Below are 21,837 nucleotides of genomic sequence, written 5' to 3' on the forward strand. Positions count from 1 at the left end.
ATGTTTTTCCTCCAGATTTTAAGTAATGATTATATTATTTTAGACAAAAATTATTTTTCTGTAATATAATTTATAATTATATATAGGTATAGCTTAAGTATACTATGAGCATTAATCTGCTGGATAATTAGTTATCTTAATGAATGAAATAGTTATAATTGATTAAGGGATGATGTTAATCATGGGCAATGTAATTACTGAAAGGAGGGGACATGTATTTATTGTTATGATTAGTAGGCCGGAGAGGAGGAATGCTATTGATGCTAATACCGCTGAGGATTTGTTTAGGGCTTGGAGGTACTTTGATGGAGATCCTGATCTATATGTGGGTATAATCACTGGTGCTGGTGGTTATTTTTCGGCTGGGGCTGATTTGTACGACATTGATAGGCTCATTAATAGGGTTACTGACCCTAATGGTCCTCTTGGCTTTACTAGGCTTAGGCTTTCCAAGCCTGTGATAGCCGCGGTAAGTGGTTATTGTGTAGCCGGTGGTTTGGAGATAGCGCTTTGGGCTGATATTAGGGTTGCTGATAGGACTGCTAAGTTCGGCTTTCTGGAAAGGAGATTTGGTGTTCCACTCGTTGATGGTGGTACGCAGAGACTGGTTAGGATTGTTGGGCTTGGTAGGGCCCTTGACTTAATATTGACGGGACGATTAATAAGTGCTGAGGAGGCGTATCAGTGGGGTTTAGTTAATTACCTGGTTGATGAGGGTAAGGCTCTTGATAAGGCCATTGAAATTGCAGAATTAATCAGTAGGTACCCACAGGAGACCCTTAGGAATGATAGGCTCGCGATATACGAGGGCTTAGATAAGCCATTGAGTGAAGGCCTAATCATTGAGATGAATTATGGATTGAAATCAATAAGGGCTGGGGAGATATACGAGGGTGTGAGGAGGTTTAAGGAGGGTGCGGGTAGGCATGGTGATTACATTAATACTAGGTAATTTGATTTAGTAAGATTTATCAGTTAGTAATTAATTAACTTAGTAATTATGAGGGTAAAGGTCACTAGGAATTTTCAGGTAACAATACCCACCGAAATAAGGGAAAGACTTGGGATAAGGGTTGGTGATTACGTAGACATTACCTATGACGAGAAGGAGGGAGTCATTATCATAAGGCCTTATCGTAAAAAATGGACAACCTATACGCTAGGTAAGAAGTTAACGCCTGAAGATATTGAGCAGATAATTAATGAGGTGAGGTATGAAAACGCAAATAATCATTGATACAAATGTTTTGGTATATGCAACGTTTAAAGATAGTGAGTATCATGATGAATCATATAGCATAATACAAAAGGGTGATGCCGTAATACCTTATGTTGTTCTTCATGAATATATATGGGTATTAATGAAACTAATGAAGGATGTGAAGATTGTTAAATCGAAACTGAATGAATTAAGTGACTTCATAATAATTCATGAGGATTTAGATACGATATATTCCGGTTTAGCTCTGATGGAGGAGGATGGAGCTCCAATTTCAATGTTAAATGATTACATAATATTGTCAGTGGCATTAAGGAGGGGTGCTTACTTAGCCACTTACGACCAAAGACTGAGGAAAGCGGCTAGTAAACATGAAGTGACGGTAATACCGTAAGTTTTTAAACAGCTTTACCATTCAGTAATACCGTACCTTACTTTCAGATTAACGCTTTATTAATTTACGTATATAGTGGCCCACCAATCCTCCTAAGCCTGCGAGGGCGAGTGCTATTAATAACGTTATTACTAGGAGTATTATTGAGCCAACGATACTGTATGGTAATCCGATTATTGCGGCTGTTACTTCGCCATCATAGATCGCGTATGGGTTTGCAAGAATACTAATCAGGACACCGAGAAGTCCAGGCACCCCTGCGCACGTAAATGCAGACAGTGCCTTATTAGCATTTAAGGAATAACCAATTATTAGACCTAGTACTGCCATTAATAGCCAGTAACCTTCATATACCAATGCAAATGAGATCACCAGATTCACTATGAATAAGACCCAGAAGCGGGTTGTATAACTCATGGTCATGTCTATCACCCTGGTAATGTGGCGTTTGGTAGATATAGGTAATAGAAGTACTGGGGTAGGCCTGGTGGTATTAATGTGTAGTATTGTCCATTGAGCCAGTATGCGGTTGTGTCGTTGTATAACGGACTTAGTGGATTCTCTGAAATACCGCCTGGGTAAACACCAATACCACCGAGTGGGGTGGCCATGTTGACTATCTGACGCCAGCTCGGTCCCTCATTCGATATCAATCCATAGGCCGCGTTTATTGTATTGCAATCACCAGGTGCTGGGAATGGGCCGACCGATAGTTGATTAACGCCAAAGAAGCTTGTTAATTCCCTATAATGCACCCTACCCCAATACCACGTTGACGGGGTTGGCCCTAACTTACTCATTAATTCACTTATTGTTTGATTGAAGGCCAGTAACATGACTATTGTTGCGTTCCTACTTTGTCCCGTGATTGGGTCGTTAAACCACACTATGTCTGGATAATTATTAGTCCAGTTTGCCAGGTCTAGTATTAATGGTCCGTGGAATATTGCGTCCGGTCCTAGGAATATGGAGAATTCGCCGAGACCATCAGCGGGTGTTATGTTGTAGTATTGGAACCAGGGCATGAAGGTATCGTTTAGGTAATTCCATAGCCAGAAGTAATATATCGTGGCCGCTGCAGAGTTTGGTGTGAAATCGCCGTTCCAATCCTTAAGTAATTCGTAGGCCTGTACCTCAATCGGCGTTAGTCGGTCTAAATGCGTGGATAAGGCGTTAAGTAGTGGTGGTAAGAATAAATTCGTGGAGTAATCATGAACGTTAAGTTGTATCGCCTCCATCGATGCGTAAGTTATGTTACTCTCCTCCTCAAACTTGGAGAGCAATGTATAAATCTCGTCAGCTCTAAATCCACTTTCAAAGATCCAACCCACGTAATATGGGTAGTTAGGCGATACAAGTATCTCATTGGCTGATAATGCAAAGCGTGATGGTGGGTTTAGGACATATGGTTGATATTGTGTCGGTATAAAACCAACCCAGTCGTAAGATCCATTACCGAGCATTACAGCCCTTGGATTACCACCGTTAACTACTGGGTATAGTCCCCAGGCAAATATACCAATGTTTCCATACCTATCGGCGTACGCAAAGTTCTGTATTCCAACCTTAAAGTACGATAAGCCCTCAAGAAACTCAGTGAGGTTTTGTGCAATGTCGAAGTATAGGAATGTAGCTCCTTCATCTGTTGGATACATTCCAGTCCAATTCATCACTATAACAACACCACTATAATTGGCAATGACAACGCCATTACGGGCTAGGTACACATTATATGGTACATACCCAACACCCTTAACGTAGATCTTCTCCTGAACAACCTCAAAGGGCATCCAAGAACCATCATAGTAATACTCACCTGGGTGATTAGGGCTTGTAACCTCAACGTAATAATAAACTACCTGGGGCTCCGCATCGGTCGCGCCCCATGCTATAAATGGATTATGACCAAGTATCACACCTGGAACACCTGGGAAATCTACACCAATCACATTCATGCCAGGTCCAACCAGTTGAAAGCCGATCCAAATAGATGGGACAGTCGTTGTTAGGTGGGGGTCATTTGCCAAGAATGCCTGTCCGCTCGGTGATAATGCGACCCAGTTATTACTACCTTCATCGCTCAAGCCAATTACGAAGTGCTCAAATGGGTTTATGCCAGGTAATAACTTACTAGCTATAGAGTCCCTAAATGCAGTATCGCTCTCCTCATAAAATGCTATTGCCTTATCAATCGCCTCAATAAATTCCTGCTTAGTTATGCCGGGTGGCAATGGGTTTGGGGAATAGAAACTTAGGCCCTTAATATTTCCCGTGGTATTGTAAATACCTAGGTTCCATTCCTCGGGATACACGGGGTATTGAATTGATGAGGGGTACGCCGGGTAGAATGCATAAATAACCTGCTTTGGCATTTTGAGAAGTGCCACAGTAAATGGCAATTGATCAGCAGATCCGCTCAATGACCACGTGAGTAATTGCTGTATGGCAAAGGTATCTTCCATAGTCCATGGTAGAGGTCTAAAACCAAGAACCTTAAATATAATGGGCATCCTTTGTGATGTCAATGATTCAATGTATGCATTAACGCCAAGGGTATAGTAGTAAAGGGCCTCATAGGTAAAGCTCGATTTGTTCAATGAATCAACAATTTCCTGAGTAACCTGGGGTGTTAATAATGTCCTAAAGAATTCATCACTGGGTAGTACCGATGGACCTACTACTGATGATAAATTACCCATGGTCATCATCGCCATAAAGTACATTTGAGCAAGTCTATACTCAGCTGTTAAGTAACCCTCCTCATAAAACACAGCCCAGGTCTCATTAGAGGCAATCCTAATGAAACCATCAGGAGTTACACATACAACAATGGCTGCGGAACTATCATTAATCGTTAAAACACTACTATGACAACCAACACCAGGAGGAGGAACACTATTCCAAACACCAGTACCTGGATTAAGAACCTGCCCTAGGGGAGCCAGAATGCTAATAGGAACACTCAGTAATATTGCCACAAGGAGCAAACAAATCACAGCTAAACCTAGCTTTATATAAAGCAATATACTCATACAATATCTGATAATTAATTTAGGATTTATAAAAATAATATGTTTATAAAATATATAGAATATAATCATGAATAAAAAGGTTATCTTTAACAATTAGGTATTTTTAATAATCGACATAATAATTTTTATTCAAAAAATCTTAATTATTAAGAAATAGAATTAATGCAATTAATTAATTACCGTAAATTTGAAGGATTTAATTTTAATAATACATATTAATAAGTACTGCTTTTAATAATATCGACAATGTTCTTTTATAAACATTGATTTGATATCTTTAAATATTCTTATTTTTATGTTAAACTTGACAGGTGGGTCAAGTGTCAGATAGAGAGCTCAAGCTTGGTGAGCTTCGAGCAAGAATAGATAGACTCCCAGTAAGACCTTACCCTGTTTCCTGGATGGTCATTATCGGTCTTGGTTACTTCTTTGCATTCTACGATATACTTACGTTATCATTTGCTATAGTTTCTCCCATGATTCAGCAATTGAAAATGACTAGGTTAGAGATCAGTGAGGCTGTCTCTGTTTCATTATTTGGATACATAATTGGTGCTTATTTTGTTGCCACAGTAAGTGATTATTGGGGGCGTAGGTGGGGATTAATAACTAACGCCATATTAATTGCCATTGGTTCTTTGGGTAGCGCATTATCAACAAACGCCATCGTCTTAATAGCAAGTAGATTAATAGCTGGTATGGGTATTGGTGCTGAAATAGCTATTATAAATACATACATATCAGAAATAACGCCAGCACCCATTAGGGGTAAAATGGTACAATTTACGTACTTAGCAGGAGCTTTAGGTTTTGCCGTAACACCATTCATAGCCTTTGCATTGATACCAATATCGCCAATAGGCTGGAGGTGGTTATTTGGATTAGGTGCACTTGTTGCAGCGGCAATAGTTCCTTTACGATACCTAATGCCAGAAAGCCCCAGATGGCTTACAATAAAGGGTAAGTTTGATGAGGCTGAGAGGGTCGTTAGAACACTGGAAAGCTTTGCTGAAAAGAAGGTAAGGCCATTACCGCCAGTTCCACCACCACTTCCTGAGAAACTATTATCGAAGTTCCCAACGGCAGAATTATTCAATAGGAAATACGGCCCAAGACTTTTAATGGCCGTTTTATTCTGGTTCTTCGATTACATGCTTGCATATGGTGTAATTGGTTTTGCACCATACATATTCGTGGCCGCTGGCTTCACATTCACAACAGCGACCTGGTACATAGCACTGGGTAGCATTGGTTATATAGTTGGTGCGTTGTCCATGGCGCCTATAGCCGATAAGTGGGAGAGAAAGTACCTTGTGGCTTCAGCTTTTAGCATCGCCACACTCGCAGTATTCTTATATGCCGTAGCCGTTGGTATTCGTTCACCAATAATATTAACTATAGGCGCATTCCTGGGCGCCTTTGCGACGGCATTTGCTGTGCCCGCCTATACATATACTGCTGAATTATTCCCAACAAGGGCAAGGGCTAGTGGTTTCGCTATAGCCGACGGTGTTGGGCATCTTGGTGGTGCCGTGGTTCCATTCATAATATACCTCGTCTTTAATCCATTAAATCCGCTTAGTACTGGTGTATGGACTTTCGTGCTACTTGGCATATTTGAGATAATTGCCACATTAATAGTGCTTACAGGCCCAAGAACAACTAAATTAAGGCTTGAGCAGGTTTCGGATTAATGCGGTGATTAATGTGAAGAGCGGTTATGTAGTCACTAGAGATGGTGTATCGATATATTATGAAGTTGATGGTATGGGGGAACCCTTGGTCTTAGTTGAGGGTTTAGGGTATGCTAATTGGATGTGGATTAAGCAAAGGTCGCTTGCTAATTATGTAAAATTAATAATTTATGATAATAGGGGTGCTGGTTTGTCCTCAAAGCCTGATAAACCATACACTATGGATGATTTTGCTAATGACCTTGAGGACTTACTGAACTACCTCTCAATAGATAGGGCGTTTATATGGGGCGTCTCGATGGGCGGCATGATAGCAATGTACTTCACATATAGGAACCCAGGTAGGGTTAAGGGCTTAATCCTTGGTGGGACTAATTTTGGTGTTAAATCGTTACCGCCAAGTAAGGAAGCACTTGAAGTTTTGTTAAAACCTCCTAATCCTAATCTTGATAGGAGGCAAATGCTTATTGAAAGGATGAGGGTTGCTTTCTCCAAGGATTTCTTTGAGAGACATAGGGATGAGGTTGAGCGTATTGTAGAGGTGAGGATGATGTTCGAGGAGGATCCAAAGGCATATAACAATCAATTAGCCGCTGTACTGACATTTGACTTTAAGGATAGACTGCCCAATATAGTGGTTCCAACATTAATAGTGACTGGTGATGAGGACTATGTAGTTAACCCTGAGAATTCCCGCATAATGAATCAATTAATGCCTAATAGTAAGCTTGTCATACTTAAGGGGGCTGGTCATTTGGCGATTATCGAGCGTGCTGATGATTATAATAGGTTAGTTCTTAATTTCATAAATGATGTTATCAATGGTACATTTAAGCCGTCGAAGGAAGCCATGGTGATTTAACATGCTTGAGAGCCTACTTAGGCATAGAGCTAGAATTGAGGACTCAATCGCTATTAAGGTTGGTAATGACTCATATACGTATTCACACCTTGAAGCTTTGTCTAATAGGATTGCGTATGCATTAAGTAATCTAGGTGTTAGATTTGGCGACAGGGTTATTACGCTTATAAGGTCGCCAATACATCACGTAACAACATTCTTTGCATTAAGGAAAATAGGAGCCACATTGGTACCTGTAAATCCTAGGCTTGGCATTGATTTTCTAAATTTCGTAATTAACGATGTTAGGCCATCCCTTATAATCGATGACTATTACGGAAAGGGTATAAGTATGGATAAGGTTATTGAAGATGCAAACCATGGATATAGTTATGAATATAGGATGAATCTTGATGAAATAGCCATGATTCTATATACAGGAGGCACTACGGGTCCTCCTAAGGGCGCTATGGTTCATGAAGGATCCATTCTTTGGAACGCAATAATAACGGTAATATCATGGGGGCTTACAAAGAATGACTGCACCATAGTATCATTACCTCTTTACCACACTGGTGGATGGAACGTATTATTAATGCCATTATTATTAGTCGGTGGTAAGGTCGTGCTCCCTGAAACCGATAAGTTTGACCCAGACTGGACAATACAAACATTGGTTAGGGAAGGCTGCACCGTGTATATGGGTGTACCAACAATGCTTGATTCAATAAGTAAGTCGCCATTATTTGAAAGCATGGATTTATCGCATGTTCTCTTCATTAATGGCGGTGGGCCGTTATTACCCAATGTTGCACAGCGTTTTATCAATAAAGGATACAGGATCTTTCAGGGGTATGGATTAACCGAGGCTGGTCCCAATAATTTCTATATCGCGCCAGAACGTTACAGAGATAAGGTGATGTCTGTCGGTAAACCCCTACTGTTCATTGAGATGAAATTATCAGAGGAGGGTGAGTTATTAATAAAGGGACCACATGTTTTTAAGGGATATTGGAATAGACCTGGTGAAAGGCCATTTACGGAGGACGGCTATTTAAGGACGGGTGACTTATTCGTTATTGATAGGGATGGGGACTTTTCATTCTTAGATAGAAAGAAGGATATGATAAAGACAGGTGGTGAGAATGTTTACTCAACTGAGGTTGAGGTAGCTCTTAAGCAATTGCCATACATAGATGACGCAGCTGTCTTCGGAGTTCCTGATGAGCATTGGGGCGAGGCTGTCGTTGCTGTTGTCGTTAAGAAGCCAGGTTTTAAGGTAACCGAGGATGACGTGAAGAAGGATCTTAAGAAGGTGTTGGCTTCGTTTAAGGTGCCCAAGCGTATAATATTCGTTAAGGAGATACCTAAGACCCAGATTGGTAAGATTTCAAAAAGAGAGTTGCGTGAGAGGTATATAAAGGATGGTTTTAAGGACGTACTAGATGAGGGTTGAGCATAGTTATGAGAAACGCATATATTGTTGATTATGAATTATACATACCAAACACATTCATTGATTATAAGACCCTGGCTATAGAAACGGGGTTACCTGATTGGGTGATTAAGGATAAGATGGGTATCGTTAGGAAACCAATTGAGAGATCACTATCAGTTTCTGATATGGCTAAGCTGGTCGCTAAGAAATTAATGAGTAAATACAATGTGAAGGTTGATCTCGTGGCCTATGCAGGTTCTGATTTTAAAGATAAATACGTCTGGGATGTTGCACCGGATGTAATTAATGAATTAGGTATAGAGGGGGCCTATGGCGTTGATTTATCAATGCAATGTGTCAGTAGTATTGTTGCACTTGATTTGTTAAAGTCGAAATTGCAGACTACGGGTAATGATTCACATGTATTAATGGTTATTGCCACGAAGCAGAGTATGATTGTTAATTATAAGGACAAGGCGTCTTCATTTATGTACGATTTTTCTGACGGGGCCGCAGCAGTTCTCTTAAGTAATGTTGATGGTAAGTACAGAATATTGGAGAGCTCTATAATAACTGATGGAAGGTTCTCAAATGTCGTTTATCAAAGATTAGGCGAGAGGTTTTATAGCGTTAATGACGCAAATCAAGACTATTTACTTCAGGTAAATAGAACAGACGAATTCAATAAAATCTTTGAAAGCGTATCATTTAACAACTTCATTAATGTAATAAAGAGTGCGGTGGAAAGGAGTGGATTAGCATTAAGAGATGTTGATTATTTAGCCATTCTACATATGAAACGTTCATTCCACGAGAAAATACTAAAGGAACTAGGTATACCTCCCGACAGGACAATATATCTAGAGAATTATGGGCATATGCAGGCAGTTGATCCATTCCTCTCATTATGGTTAGCCGAGCAATATGGTAAGATACGTAAAGGTAGTATCATAGTCTTAGTGGCAGCAGGTACTGGTTGGACATGGGGCGCTACAGTGCTTCAACGTATTAAGTAATTTCACTTTAAAAATTTAAACTACCTTTTTATTTACTATGGTAAAACCATGAAGTATTCTCCAAAAACAAAGAAAGGCGAGGAGTCCTTAAATAAGATTCTAAATGCAGCAATTGCAGTAATTGCCGAGAAGGGATTTAACGACGCGTCGATTGATGAAATAACATCAAGAGCTGGTGTATCACACGGTCTTTTTTACTTCTATTTTAATAATAAGGACGAATTACTAAACGAACTTGTTAAACGAATAAATAGGGATATGAGGCATTACCTAACGTTAAGTACTGCGGGACTCTCTGATAGAATATCAATAGAAAAACGAGGCTTTGAGGCATTCTTTGATTGGATGTATTATAATCAATACCTCTACAAAATCTTAATAGAGGCTGAATCAAATAATATCGAACTTTATAAGTGGCACTACATGAAATTATCCGAGAGATACTCCAGGAAATTATCAGAGGCTATGAATAGAGGTGAAATAGCGAGGTATGATCCGGAGGCTTTATCCTTCATATTAATGGGTATTGCTGATTTTATAGCTAAGCGATACATTTTATGGGTGAATAATAAAATACCTAGGTATGTAATTGATGAAGTAAATAAAATACTTGAAAGAATATTAAATCCTAGATGCAATTGTTGAGTGTATTTGTCTACCTATATAAAATATATTGTTATAACTCTTATAAAGCATAAATAAATAATAATTTGCATATGTCAAGAAATATTGGGGATAATATAGATGTGTATGGCTTTTTGTCTAATGTATATGGTATTAATATGTATGATGCTGATAAACCATTACAGAGAATCCTTCAGTATTTCACTGGTAAGATTCCTTCCCTTAGTGAATTAGGTATCTTTGCTGGTCGTGATTTGCTCGAAATTACAGATTATGTGGACAAGATCTCAAAGCCTAAACATATTATGTGGGATGTAAATGGTAATAGAGTTGATAGGGTTTGGTTAAATCCTGCTGAGAGATATGCAATTGAGAAATTAGTACTTGATTTTGGAATAAATAAACCTCCTTATCATGGTGGTAGTTGGCATGAGCATTATGCCATGGGCTACCTAATCTCGGACCCTGGTCTTTACTGCATAATCACCATAACTAACCAAACAGCATATGCTCTTCATAAGTATGGTAACGAAGAACTGAAGAGGTACGTACCAAAACTTATTGGTGATGATAAACCAATCAATTTCGGTGCTACATGGTTTACAGAGATACAGGGAGGTAGTGATCTTGGTGCTAATACTACGGTAGCTAAGGTAGATGGAGGTAAGTGGCGATTATACGGCGATAAGTACTTTGCCAGTGGTGTCGGGTTAGCAGACATTGCTTTAACCTCAGCAAGACCAGAGGGTGGTAAACCTGGCGCTAAGGGATTAGCTCTCTTTGCAGTACCTAGACTCGATTCGTCTGGCAACTTGAACTTCATGGTTAGAAGATTAAAAGATAAGAGCGGTACAAACTCCGTACCAACAGGCGAGGTCGAGTTCCACGGATCAGAGGCCTACTTAGTTGGTGATCAGAGTAATGGTATTTACTATATAATGGAAGACTTAATGGTATCAAGACTTGCAAATGCCATTGGCGCCGTTGGTGTTGCCAGGAAGGCCTATCTTGAGGCTTATGAGTATGCAAGTAGGAGGAGGGCCTTTGGCAAGTTGTTAATTGAGCATCCACTCGTCATTAGGGATTTAATGGATATGGAGGTAGCCCTTGAGGGCGCCACGGCGCTTGTGTTTAAGGCTGTTGATGAATTTGATAGGTCATGGCATGATAAGCCGCCTTATGGTGATCGTTATCATTATGCCAGGTTATTAACGCATATAGCTAAGAATGTGACCGCCGATGCTGCAGCATACATAACTAGGTTGGCAATGGAACTTTATGGTGGTATTGGGTTCTTAAGTGAATACCCAATCGAGAGGTGGCATAGGGAGGCATTGATAACGCCAATTTGGGAGGGCACAAGCAATATACAGGCATTGGATATGCTTGAGGCAATGAATAAGAAGAATGCCCATATTACTATGTTGAGTGAGATGGAAAACACTGTGGCAAGCATCAAATCTTATCACGAAATAGCTGAGGCAGCCATGAATGCGATGAGAAACACAATGCAGGTAATTTCTTCATTAAGTTCATTAGAAATAGAATTTAGGGCTAAGGACATATTATCCACAGTAGGTCACGCCATATCCATTATTGTATTAACCGATATTGCAGAGAAGCTGGGTATAGAGAGGTATGCCGTGATTGCTGAACTATATCTAGAGAGGCATCTGCAGGGTGGTTATAAGGTTGGTTCTTATGATCTAGGCAGGAAAATAATAGATATTGAGAACGAGGTGGTAACGTATGTCAGATAGCGGGATTGGGTTTACGGTGCATTACGTTATAAGGAGAGCTTCATTACTATGTCCTGATACTGAGGTTGTGACCGAAAATACTAGGCTTAAATATAGTGATGTTTATGGGCGCATCATATCATTAGCTAACTCATTACTATCTCTTGGTATTCATAAGGGTACTGTTATCGGTGTAGCTGATTGGAACACATTGCCCATGTTTGAGCTGCACTATGCAGCAGCCATGATAGGTGCTGTGATATATCCAGTAAATATAAGACTACCTCCTGATCAAATAGCGTATACCATGAAAGTGGCCGAGATCGAGTGGTTATTTTATTCTAATGATTTTAGGGCGCTTGCTACTCTCGTCAATAAGGATAAGCTTGTAAGCCTAGGCCCAACATGTGATGCTAAGTATTGTTATGATGATTTAATTAATAATAAGGAAGTTAAGGAGCCCGAGATAGAGGTCTCAGGTAATGACTATTTCTCTATTCTTTTTACATCAGGAACAACAGGGCTTCCAAAGGCGGTTAAATACACACATGAAAAGTTTGTGCATGGCGCACTAGCAATAGCTTATCAACTTGGATTTTACAATACACCAGCTAATCTTCATCAGGGTGATATAATAATGCCGTTTATACCATTTTATCATATTCATTCATGGGGTAGCTTCATACATGCACCGTATTTATGCAGTAAGTATGTGCTTATGGGTAGATTTACACCAGATAAGGCATTAATGTTGATAGAGAGGGAAAAGATTACGTGGATAAATGCCGTACCAACAATGATGTACATGCTGATTGATGCGGCCGAGAAAATGAATAAGTTACATGTATTACGTGGGCTTAAGGCATTGGTTGGTGGCATGCCAATAGCAAGCGGATTAGCTAAGAGGATGCATGAGTTAGGCATAGCTTTTTCGTCAATTTATGGAGGAACAGACATGCTCGCCACATCAATATCAATAGTGTCTAAGGATTTTAGTTCAGTCGATGAATTCCTTGATTATATTAGACTAACAACTCATCCTGTTCCATTCGTTGAAATTAGGATAGTTAACCCAGCGACAGGTAAGGATGTCGATAGGGGTCAAATAGGTGAGGTTTGGTTGAGAGCACCATGGTTGCCATACGAATACCATAAGGACCCTGAAAAGACCAGGGAGAGTTATGTAGGTGGTTGGTTTAGGACTGGTGATGTTGGTATAGTACTAAGTGATGGCGGCTTAAGAGTACTTGATAGGTTGAAGGATGTTATTAAGAGTGGTGGTGAATGGATACCAACGAGTATTCTAGAGGCTATTATTTCCAACATACCTGGAGTTGATTTGGTCGCAGTTATAGGTAAGCCTCATGAGAAGTGGGGTGAGAGACCAGTAGCTGTAGTGAAGTTAAGGGAGGGATATAACATAACTAAGGTGCAAATATATGAAGCATTGAATAAGGAGGTTAATTCTGGCAGGATACCCAAGTGGTGGTTACCTGACGATATAATCTTCGTTAAGGAGATACCGCTGACAAGTACAGGTTAGATAAGAAGGAATTAAGAAGAAACATATTTGGGTATGGCTGAATCGATATTTATTAAATAATATATTACTTATTTCTTAATTATATTGATATTTGTTATAATTCATTTGAATATAAGCTCAGTACATTTATAAAGTATTCGTTTAGTGCAGGCAATGTATCCTTAGCAGGTCTTATATTTTGTTTAATCATTCGTTGCCTTGATGAGTACTACCGTTGATAAAGTTCTTAGGAGAAAGGGAATAATAATTGATGAAGATAAACCCTTAAAGATCGCTATTGAGTTGATGACGAAGGAAAATACTGATTATTTAGTCGTAACTGGCAAAAATGGAAAGATACTAGGTATAGTCACAGCTAACGATATATTAAGGACAATAGTTAAGACAGGGCGTTTGGATGTTAACGTTGGTCAATGCTGCTCATATAATAAGCTGGTTACGATAAGGTTAAATGACAGTATCTATAAGGCTGCTCTAATTATGAGCGAGTATGGTGTTAGACATTTACTTGTAGTTGATGATTCAGGTAAACCATATGGTGTCTTAACATCAAACGATGTAATTTGTGAAGATAGGTTAATATCAAGAATGGCTGAGTTAGCGGTACCAAAGCCTGTTGAGGAGTACGATGGCGGTGCTGATTAGTACAATTAATAATCATCACCAAATAAGTACCTTTAAAATAGACATTATATTGTTACCATTTTATAACCAAGCCTAAGTGCCTTAATGTTCTTAGCTATTATGTCCTCGACATTCACCCTCCTACCAATTAATGACTCCTTAAAATAATCAGCCACAATTTTCTCAGCCAGACTTAAGGTTAATTTATCATTGGGTATTGACTTACTTTCGAAGAACCTTATCGCTGAGCCTAAGGCTATCATTGATGAGAACACATCACCGCCAAGCGCCTTAGCGTTTGCTACAATATCGAGCTCATGATGTCTTTTACTTTGGCATGTGCCTTGCCTATTTATGTACTTATCAACTATTAATGCACCATCCTCCCTTACGTACCTGCAGTACTTGTTATAGGCTTGCTGGCTTAGGATTAAGGCTAAGTCGAGGTATCTCGCCTTTGGGAAATCAATTTCCTCATCACTGATTATTACGTCTGATACCGCATCACCACCTCTTGTTTGAAATCCGTAGGATGGGCTATAGACCACGTAAATGCTTGGTTCAGCCTCAATAACCATTAACGCTAATAATCTACCCGCCGTGATTACGCCTTGTCCGCCAAACCCTGCAAACCTAATTTCATACCTCACCACCATCACCCCTAACAATTGTTATTGCAAAGTCCGGGCAGTACAATTCACAGATTTCGCATCCAATGCATTTATCGAGATGCTTGGCCTGCGGTATGAATACGCCATAATCACCAACTATGTCTGAGACCTCAAAGACCTTTGTTGGGCACTTATCAACGCATATATAGCATCCCTTGCAGAGGTACTTATCAATGTCTATCCTAATCACAGAGACCTTGGTAACCCTCTTCATGACTCGCCACCCTTACTAACCCTATTTATCATGCTCCAAATTATCTCCTCATACGTAGGCTTCTCATAGTCCACGAACTTACCAATGGTTATTTTATCGCCATACATGGGTTCCTTACCTAATACCGTTATTTTCAGGTGGTAATCCATTATTTTCGAGGGCCTATCAATACCAATCACATACCTACCCTGATAAACGGGACATTGGGATAAGCACTCCAGTAGTCCGAAACCTCTATGAAGCAGTAACTCCTTGATTGACTCTATACATTGCCTAGACAGGGCTACGGTCCACCTAGCCACATACGTAGCGCCGAGGGCCATGGCTAATCTACAGGCATCAATTGGTGGTTCTGGATTACCATACGGCGTAGTATGCGTTATCGCGTCCATGGGCGTTGTTGGTGCTACTTGTCCACCGGTCATCCCATAGAGCATGTTGTTGACTAAGATGACCTTAACACCAGCGTTCCTCCTAATAGTGTGAATGAAGTGATTACCACCGATAGATAGTAAATCGCCATCGCCAACAAAGGCTACGACCTCTGCATCAGGCCTAACAAGTTTAATGCCAGTGGCCACGGCCAATGCCCTGCCATGCAGCGCACGCACAATATTATACTTAAGGGGTACAGGGATGTTCCCAGAGCAGCCTATGCCTGTGACTATGTATAGTTTAGAGTCATCAAACCTACCCTCATGTTTCAACTCATCAATAGCCCTAACGAAGTAACCAAGTATTATGCCGTTGCCGCAGCCAGGGCAAAATATAGTCCTCCTCTTACCCTGTGCATATTCACTTCGGAGGTACTTCTGGATAAGGGGATTCATGGGAGGACACCCTTAACTGCACTGTATATCTCCTCGGGTGTTGGTATTTCACCACCTAACTTCGGTATTGGCACCACATTTAGGCCAAGCAACCTGAATTCATTGGCCATGTAGCCGGAATTCATTTCAGGGACAATAATGGTGTTGGCATTCCTTAATACACTCTTAATGGCATTTTCTGGAAATGGCCAGAGTGTTATAAGTCGTAGGAAACCAACCTTATGGCCGTCTTGCCGAAGCATCTTAACTGCGGCTAGTGCTGACCTTGCTGAGCATCCATAGGATGCTATGAAGATCTCGGGATTATCACCGGCGTACTTAACCTCAATCCTAGATATTTTATCTACATTGTCTCTAATCTTCCCTATTAAACGCCATAGCGCCTTAGCGGAGAGTTCAGGATCATTAGCCACGTTATAGCCCCTCTCATCATGAAGCTGGCTCTCGAGTAAGAATCCCTCATCACCGTGGGTTGGCGGTGTAACGTGAGGTAGCACCGGGTATTCTTCGGGATCTGGAACATGGATCTTTTCCCACAGATGCACAGTAACTTCCTCCGTAAGTAATATCACAGGCGTGCGGTATTGCTCGGACAAGTTAATGGCATCTATGGTTAGATAGAACAACTCCTGAACATTGCCTGGGCTCAGGACTATTATTTCGTAGGAACCATGAGAACCATACCTGGCCTGCATAACGTCTTGTTGGGATGGCATTGTGGGCTGTCCTGTTGATGGACCACCCCTCTGAACATCAACTATTAGCAGGGGTACCTCAGTATTAATGGCATGACCAACACCCTCCTGCATTAGGGAGAAACCTGGACCACTCGTAGCAACCATGGCCTTCCACCCAGCCACCGAGGCTCCAATTGCCATGTTTATTGCCGCCAACTCATCCTCTGTCTGTACGAAAATGCCGCCAGCCCTAGGCAATAATTGAGCCATGTACTCAGCAATCTCCGTGGCAGGCGTTATTGGATAACCAGCATAGAACCTAATACCAGCATAAATGGCGCCACGGACTAAGGCCTCACTACCCATCATTAATGAGTACCTACCCATTCAATGACACCCTTATTATGATTAAAAATAATATTAAAAATATTATACTACAGTGATCATGAAGTATATGGTAATGCTTTTTAATAAGTATATGTAATTAAATTTCACAATGCTTCTCGACATATATACGGACGTACTCGGGTACCTTTTCTGGATTTTATTTTTCATAGCAATGCTATCGCCATGGCTCTCAATGAGATCACTACAACATGCACGACTAAGGCTTATCGCATTCATGGAACGTAAGTATGGATCCAGGGTAATAACCATGATTCATAGACAGGAAAAGATTGGACTACTTGGTGTTCCGATTTATCGCTACATAGACATTGAGGATTCAGAGGCCATCGTAAGGGCTATCAGGACAACACCACCTAACACACCCATTATGCTCATCTTACACACCCCAGGAGGCCTTGTGCTTGCCGCCTCACAGATAGCCAAGGCACTCAAGGCACACCCAGCAAAGAAGGTTGTGGTTGTACCACACTATGCCATGAGCGGCGGTACACTGATCGCACTGGCAGCTGATGAAATAGTAATGGACCCAAATGCTGTACTTGGACCTCTTGATCCTCAGTTGGGCGGCCCTGGAGGAATTTACTTACCTGCACCGTCTATTCTAAAGGCGGTTGAGGTTAAGGGTAAGGACAAGGTTGATGATCAGACACTGATCCTCGCAGACATGGCCGAGAAGGCCATTAATCAAGTCAAGGAGTTAGTCATTGAGCTAATTAAGGATAAGGTTGGTGAGGAGAGGGCTGGGTATATTGCTGATAGGCTTGTGGGTGGTTATTATACTCATGATTATCCGATAACTGTGGAGCATCTTAAGGAGATGGGCCTTAAGGTATCAACAGAAGTACCCATGGAGGTCTATGACCTAATGACACTATACCCACAAGCCAGAACAAACAGACCCGGAATCGAATACCTACCATACCCCACAACACCAAGACCAACAACCAGAGAGGCAAGGAGCGAAATATTCCCTTCATGAACCACCAATGGAGAGAAAATAAAAAAAGGCTTTTTACTTAAAATCAAAGCCTTTATGCCATTATGACCTTGGCCTTCTTATTGCCAATATTATTACTGCAATCAGTACTACGATCACTATAATTATTGCTATTAATAGCATGTCTTGATTACCTGAAACTTTGCTTGACTCCGGTATCGATAATGTTATGTTTAATTGATTAGTAAAGTTCTCACTTGTTAGGTAGAAGGTGTATGCCCTAAACACCGCTGTCTTACCTATAGTTGCGTTAACCGTAATAGTGATCACATCCTCCTTACCAGGCAATGGAGGCGGTGGTTGCGGAATTAATGCAATCCCCTCATTGTTTGTTGTAGCCGTACCGTATGCATGAAGCATTTGTGTGGTATATGACTGAACAAACTCCATGTATGTTATAGTCGCATTACTTAATGGACCTACCCCCTGAACAACCACATTTACCTGCGTTGTGTTTTGTGATGCTACTATTACCATGGCCATTACAGCGATTATTGAGATTAGGGATATTACCACATACTTAATGTGTGTTTTGTTGATCACGGTTTCGAATGAGACAAAGGCAAGGTATATAAGCATTACGAAATCTAACAGGCATACCGTTCAGCAAGCACGTAATATTCATGCAAAAATCTAGGAAATATTCACAATGATAAAGCCAGGACCATGACTAGAGCAAGCCAATCAATGACCAAGAGATCTAAATAATCTATAGGCTGGGTACCAAGAATCAATAAATTCCATACGCAATACTTTAATCCAACAGGTAAATAGGGAGGTGTGTCATCAATGTATGAATCGATCTCGAGGAAGGTTGATGAACTACGTAATGAAATAATCAACACACTAACCCACCTAATAAGCATACCAGCGGTAAACCCAAGCTACGGGGGAGAAGGAGAGTTGGAAAAGGCAAATGCACTACTCGAGATAATAAGGGGTTGGCCCTTCGACGAAGTAAAACGCATAGACGCACCAGACAGGAGGGCCAAGGGTGGCGTTAGACCAAACATACTAGCCATATACAGGGGCAAGGACGAGAGTGCAGGCAAGCTCTGGATAGTGACCCACCTAGACGTTGTACCACCCGGCGACCTAAGCGCATGGACTGTTACAAAACCCTTTGAGCCAAAGATCGTAGGCGATAAAATCTATGGCAGAGGTACAGAGGACAATGGACAATCACTGGTGGCATCACTATACGCGGTCAAGGCATTGATGGAACTCGGCATTAGGCCTAGGAGGACCGTGGTACTGGCCTTCGTAAGCGACGAGGAGGCGGGCTCGGACTACGGCATAAAATACCTAATGAGCAAACACCCAGAGCTCTTTGACAAGAAGGACCAAGCCCTAGTACCAGACGCCGGTAATTCGGATGGTAGTTTCATAGAGGTTGCCGAGAAATCAATACTATGGCTAAAGTTCAAGGTGTATGGTAAGCAGACCCACGGTAGTACGCCACACAAGGGGTTAAATGCACATGAGGTAGCCATAACCCTAGCCAACCTACTAAAGAACCTACTGATCACAAAATACAGCATTAGGGACGCGCTATATGAACCGCCTGAGTCAACCTTCGAAATAACAATGGTAAGCGGGACAGCAACCTCACCGAACATCGTACCTGGATACCATGAATTCGTAATGGACAGTAGGGTACTACCACAATACAGCCTAGACGAAGTACTCAGGGACATAGGCAACGCAATAAACCTAGTCAAGGCCATGTACCATAGGAAGATAGAGAACGAGGAGGTACCAAGGATAGAGGTAGAGACAATACAGAGGCTAGACGCACCAAAACCAACACCCACAGACGCAGAGATAGTAAAGGCACTGGTAAAGGTACTGAGGGAGACAAGAGGAATAGAACCAAAAATAGGAGGAATAGGAGGAGGAACATTCGCAGCATACTTCAGAATGCTCGAAATACCAGCCGTAGTATGGTCAACAATAGACGAAGTAGCACACCAACCAAACGAATACACAAAAATAACAAACCTAATAAACGACACAAAAACAATAGCCACACTAATAACCACAATATAATAGTATTGTCATTCGCATTCTATTTCTGCATGTTAAATTAATATAGTACTGCAAAGCTTGGATTTTAATGGGATTAGATAATTGGTTTATTTATAGACCGCCCTTTGATAAATTTGGCGATTTAAAGGAGATTATTCAATGGATTAAAACAAAGAAGGAGCCACCATATATTTGTGTATTTCCTGGTAATGCCGAGCATTGGTTTTGGTCCCTTAAGTACTCTGTTAAGGGTGAGGTTGGTTATGCTCTTTGGGGTGATAGAGCTAGTGGGCCCGTAAGTATTAAAGGCCTTAGTGAGAATACTGGTTTTCCATTTAAGGGTCTCGTTGATAGGTACATTAATGCCTTATTTAGAATTGAGAAAAAGGACGGTAATGCTAGACTGTTATTGAGGAGGGATCTTAACGATGCAATGCCTATTATTGCTCTTTTTCACGTAATTGATGTTGGGGTTGTCGGGATTGGTTTGGTGACTGACATTACCCTTGATGCTTTTAGGAACTTTAGGCATTGGAGGGAGGACCAGGGTCATTGGATTATTAGGTGGAGGATGAGGGTTCTATGGCTTGACCCTGGCGTTAGGGCCCTTCTTATGGATCCTGGCTTTGGATGGAGAAATGAGGAGGAATTGATTAAGGTGCTAAAGGATAGAATTACTAATAGGATTGAAATTAATGTGCCAAGGCAGGGAAATACGTGTTTTACAAATGAGAGTTTGCGTAAAGAGGTTTGGCAGAAGATAAGTGATATATTTCATAATGATGATGAGGTTAAATCCATGATTAAATTTTACGGGCATACGCAATTCCCTGCATTATCTAAGCAGGTTCTCGTCGGTATTTCTGAATTTAATATTAATGAAATCGTTAAGAGGATATCTGAGGATTTTTACTATGATGAGAGTTTCATTCGTAGGTTCATTAGTGCTGTGCAGTTTGGCAATGTTCTTCTTGTTGGTCCTCCTGGCGTTGGTAAGACTAGCCTTGCAATTACTGCAGCAAGATTATTGGGTGGTGATAATGGCTATATGGTTAGAGTTGCAAATGCTCTTTGGTTTAGGAGAGATGTGATTGGTGGTGAAACTCTTGAGGAGGGCTCTATTAAATGGAGGGCTGGTATGTTAGTTCAGGCTTATAATAATGTTGCCGAAAGAATTAAAAATGGTGATAATCGTCCTTACTTTGTAGTTATTGACGAATTTAATAGGGCAGATGTAGATAAGGCCTTTGGTGATTTCTTTGCAATATTTAGATCGCCAAATCCTGAAGATTGGGAAATACCGGTGGATTTAATACGTGAAATTGAAAGTTATAATGAGCATATTGATAATCAAGCTAAATTATTTATTAAGAATTATAGTAACTTTAAAGATGAACCGTTAAAGTTAATTAGAGTTATTGGTACTATGAATGTTATTGATATTAGGAACCTATTCATGGTTGGTGAGGCTACATTAAGGAGATTCGTAATAATAGAACTTAAGTGCCCTACAGATACATATGACGTTGAAATGTTCCTTAAAGAATTAACTACCTTAGATAATCCAATTAAGGACCTAATTAAGGAGTTTATAGGTAGATTACGTAAGGATCTTAGTAATAAGCAACTCTGTATATCTCCAGGTAGTGTTAAGAATGCTATACGGTTATTGTCTAATACGTTAGATAAAAAATTGCTCGATGCTAACGATAAGGCTAAAGTTCTGAATTATTTTGCAGATTACCTTAAGTCATCATTAGGTATAATTGTTGGTACCTCAGCCAAAAAACTCGAGGATACTATTAATAGAGTCAAGAGTGAGCTTATAAGTCCTAGTGAGATGTAATT

21 protein-coding genes are annotated in these 21,837 nt (G+C 40.6%); 14 read left to right on the forward strand and 7 right to left on the reverse strand.

All coding sequences use genetic code 11. The features are described 5' to 3' along the window. Positions 1 to 172: 172 nt before the first annotated feature. Genes VMUT_RS00095 through VMUT_RS00105 form a run of 3 tightly spaced genes read left to right on the forward strand, consistent with a single transcriptional unit; the run spans position 173 to position 1,613 of the window. The gene (locus tag VMUT_RS00095; RefSeq protein WP_013603398.1) at positions 173 to 952 is read left to right on the forward strand and encodes a crotonase/enoyl-CoA hydratase family protein; all 780 of its coding nucleotides are present in this window, start codon (positions 173 to 175) and stop codon (positions 950 to 952) included. 48 nt (positions 953 to 1,000) lie between these two features. Continuing rightward, the gene (locus VMUT_RS00100) at positions 1,001 to 1,237 is read left to right on the forward strand and encodes an AbrB/MazE/SpoVT family DNA-binding domain-containing protein (RefSeq protein WP_013603399.1); all 237 of its coding nucleotides are present in this window, start codon (positions 1,001 to 1,003) and stop codon (positions 1,235 to 1,237) included. Then, on the forward strand, positions 1,215 to 1,613 hold the full coding sequence (locus VMUT_RS00105) for a PIN domain-containing protein (RefSeq protein WP_048056763.1): 399 nt from the start codon (positions 1,215 to 1,217) through the stop codon (positions 1,611 to 1,613). Before VMUT_RS00100 ends, VMUT_RS00105 begins: the two co-directional genes overlap by 23 nt. 48 nt (positions 1,614 to 1,661) lie before the next feature. On the opposite strand, the gene VMUT_RS00110 is transcribed toward VMUT_RS00105, so the two are convergent. Together VMUT_RS00110 and VMUT_RS00115 are read right to left on the reverse strand one after the other, a co-directional pair. Continuing rightward, a complete protein-coding gene (locus VMUT_RS00110; RefSeq protein WP_148224595.1) occupies positions 1,662 to 2,036 on the reverse strand; it encodes a hypothetical protein in 375 nt (124 codons plus the stop codon). Between the two features lie 5 nt (positions 2,037 to 2,041). Beyond that, a complete protein-coding gene (locus tag VMUT_RS00115; RefSeq protein ID WP_013603402.1) occupies positions 2,042 to 4,645 on the reverse strand; it encodes a penicillin acylase family protein in 2,604 nt (867 codons plus the stop codon). A gap of 320 nt (positions 4,646 to 4,965) precedes the next feature. Here VMUT_RS00115 and VMUT_RS00120 point away from each other — a divergent pair, with 320 nt between their 5' ends. From VMUT_RS00120 to VMUT_RS00155, 8 genes are all read left to right on the forward strand, one after another. After that, on the forward strand, positions 4,966 to 6,339 hold the full coding sequence (locus tag VMUT_RS00120; RefSeq protein WP_048057089.1) for an MFS transporter: 1,374 nt from the start codon (positions 4,966 to 4,968) through the stop codon (positions 6,337 to 6,339). 13 nt (positions 6,340 to 6,352) lie between these two features. Beyond that, positions 6,353 to 7,201 carry an alpha/beta fold hydrolase gene (locus VMUT_RS00125; RefSeq protein WP_148224596.1) on the forward strand — a complete coding sequence of 283 codons (849 nt, stop codon included), beginning with the start codon at positions 6,353 to 6,355 and terminating at the stop codon, positions 7,199 to 7,201. 1 nt (position 7,202) lies between these two features. Then, positions 7,203 to 8,636 (forward strand): class I adenylate-forming enzyme family protein, encoded by a 1,434-nt coding sequence (locus VMUT_RS00130; RefSeq protein ID WP_013603405.1) that lies wholly within the window; start codon positions 7,203 to 7,205, stop codon positions 8,634 to 8,636. 8 nt (positions 8,637 to 8,644) lie between these two features. Continuing rightward, on the forward strand, positions 8,645 to 9,634 hold the full coding sequence (locus tag VMUT_RS00135) for a 3-oxoacyl-ACP synthase (protein ID WP_013603406.1): 990 nt from the start codon (positions 8,645 to 8,647) through the stop codon (positions 9,632 to 9,634). 48 nt (positions 9,635 to 9,682) lie between these two features. Next, positions 9,683 to 10,279, forward strand: coding sequence for a TetR/AcrR family transcriptional regulator (locus VMUT_RS00140; protein ID WP_013603407.1), 597 nt, complete (start codon positions 9,683 to 9,685; stop codon positions 10,277 to 10,279). 71 nt (positions 10,280 to 10,350) lie between these two features. Further along, on the forward strand, positions 10,351 to 12,018 hold the full coding sequence (locus VMUT_RS00145; protein ID WP_013603408.1) for an acyl-CoA dehydrogenase family protein: 1,668 nt from the start codon (positions 10,351 to 10,353) through the stop codon (positions 12,016 to 12,018). Continuing rightward, positions 12,008 to 13,540: an AMP-binding protein gene (locus tag VMUT_RS00150; RefSeq protein WP_013603409.1), complete on the forward strand. Its 1,533-nt coding sequence runs from the start codon at positions 12,008 to 12,010 to the stop codon at positions 13,538 to 13,540. Before VMUT_RS00145 ends, VMUT_RS00150 begins: the two co-directional genes overlap by 11 nt. Before the next feature lie 201 nt (positions 13,541 to 13,741). Continuing rightward, a complete protein-coding gene (locus tag VMUT_RS00155) occupies positions 13,742 to 14,185 on the forward strand; it encodes a CBS domain-containing protein (RefSeq protein ID WP_013603410.1) in 444 nt (147 codons plus the stop codon). 44 nt (positions 14,186 to 14,229) lie between these two features. On the opposite strand, the gene VMUT_RS00160 is transcribed toward VMUT_RS00155, so the two are convergent. The 4 genes from VMUT_RS00160 to VMUT_RS00175 are packed head-to-tail and all read right to left on the reverse strand — an operon-like array spanning position 14,230 to position 16,943. After that, on the reverse strand, positions 14,230 to 14,820 hold the full coding sequence (locus tag VMUT_RS00160) for a 2-oxoacid:ferredoxin oxidoreductase subunit gamma family protein (protein WP_048056765.1): 591 nt from the start codon (positions 14,818 to 14,820) through the stop codon (positions 14,230 to 14,232). Then, on the reverse strand, positions 14,804 to 15,049 hold the full coding sequence (locus VMUT_RS00165; protein ID WP_013603412.1) for a 4Fe-4S dicluster domain-containing protein: 246 nt from the start codon (positions 15,047 to 15,049) through the stop codon (positions 14,804 to 14,806). Before VMUT_RS00165 ends, VMUT_RS00160 begins: the two co-directional genes overlap by 17 nt. Continuing rightward, positions 15,046 to 15,879, reverse strand: a complete 834-nt coding sequence (locus tag VMUT_RS00170) for a thiamine pyrophosphate-dependent enzyme (RefSeq protein WP_013603413.1) — start codon at positions 15,877 to 15,879, stop codon at positions 15,046 to 15,048. The genes VMUT_RS00165 and VMUT_RS00170 overlap by 4 nt, the downstream gene beginning before the upstream one ends. After that, on the reverse strand, positions 15,876 to 16,943 hold the full coding sequence (locus tag VMUT_RS00175; RefSeq protein ID WP_013603414.1) for a thiamine pyrophosphate-binding protein: 1,068 nt from the start codon (positions 16,941 to 16,943) through the stop codon (positions 15,876 to 15,878). Before VMUT_RS00175 ends, VMUT_RS00170 begins: the two co-directional genes overlap by 4 nt. Before the next feature lie 109 nt (positions 16,944 to 17,052). Between VMUT_RS00175 and VMUT_RS00180 the strand changes: the two genes are divergently transcribed. Continuing rightward, the gene (locus VMUT_RS00180) at positions 17,053 to 17,943 is read left to right on the forward strand and encodes an SDH family Clp fold serine proteinase (protein WP_013603415.1); all 891 of its coding nucleotides are present in this window, start codon (positions 17,053 to 17,055) and stop codon (positions 17,941 to 17,943) included. A 60-nt stretch (positions 17,944 to 18,003) separates the two neighbouring features. Here VMUT_RS00180 and VMUT_RS00185 read toward each other — a convergent pair whose 3' ends face one another. After that, the gene (locus VMUT_RS00185) at positions 18,004 to 18,504 is read right to left on the reverse strand and encodes a hypothetical protein (protein ID WP_148224597.1); all 501 of its coding nucleotides are present in this window, start codon (positions 18,502 to 18,504) and stop codon (positions 18,004 to 18,006) included. Between the two features lie 237 nt (positions 18,505 to 18,741). Here VMUT_RS00185 and VMUT_RS00190 point away from each other — a divergent pair, with 237 nt between their 5' ends. Together VMUT_RS00190 and VMUT_RS00195 are read left to right on the forward strand one after the other, a co-directional pair. Then, complete coding sequence (locus tag VMUT_RS00190) at positions 18,742 to 20,010, forward strand: M20 family metallo-hydrolase (RefSeq protein WP_013603417.1); 1,269 nt, start codon at positions 18,742 to 18,744, stop codon at positions 20,008 to 20,010. A gap of 67 nt (positions 20,011 to 20,077) precedes the next feature. Next, positions 20,078 to 21,835 carry an AAA family ATPase gene (locus VMUT_RS00195; RefSeq protein WP_013603418.1) on the forward strand — a complete coding sequence of 586 codons (1,758 nt, stop codon included), beginning with the start codon at positions 20,078 to 20,080 and terminating at the stop codon, positions 21,833 to 21,835. Positions 21,836 to 21,837: the final 2 nt, after the last annotated feature.

Origin of the sequence: Vulcanisaeta moutnovskia 768-28, from assembly GCF_000190315.1 — an archaeon.
Classification (GTDB): Archaea; Thermoproteota; Thermoprotei; order Thermoproteales; family Thermocladiaceae; genus Vulcanisaeta; species Vulcanisaeta moutnovskia.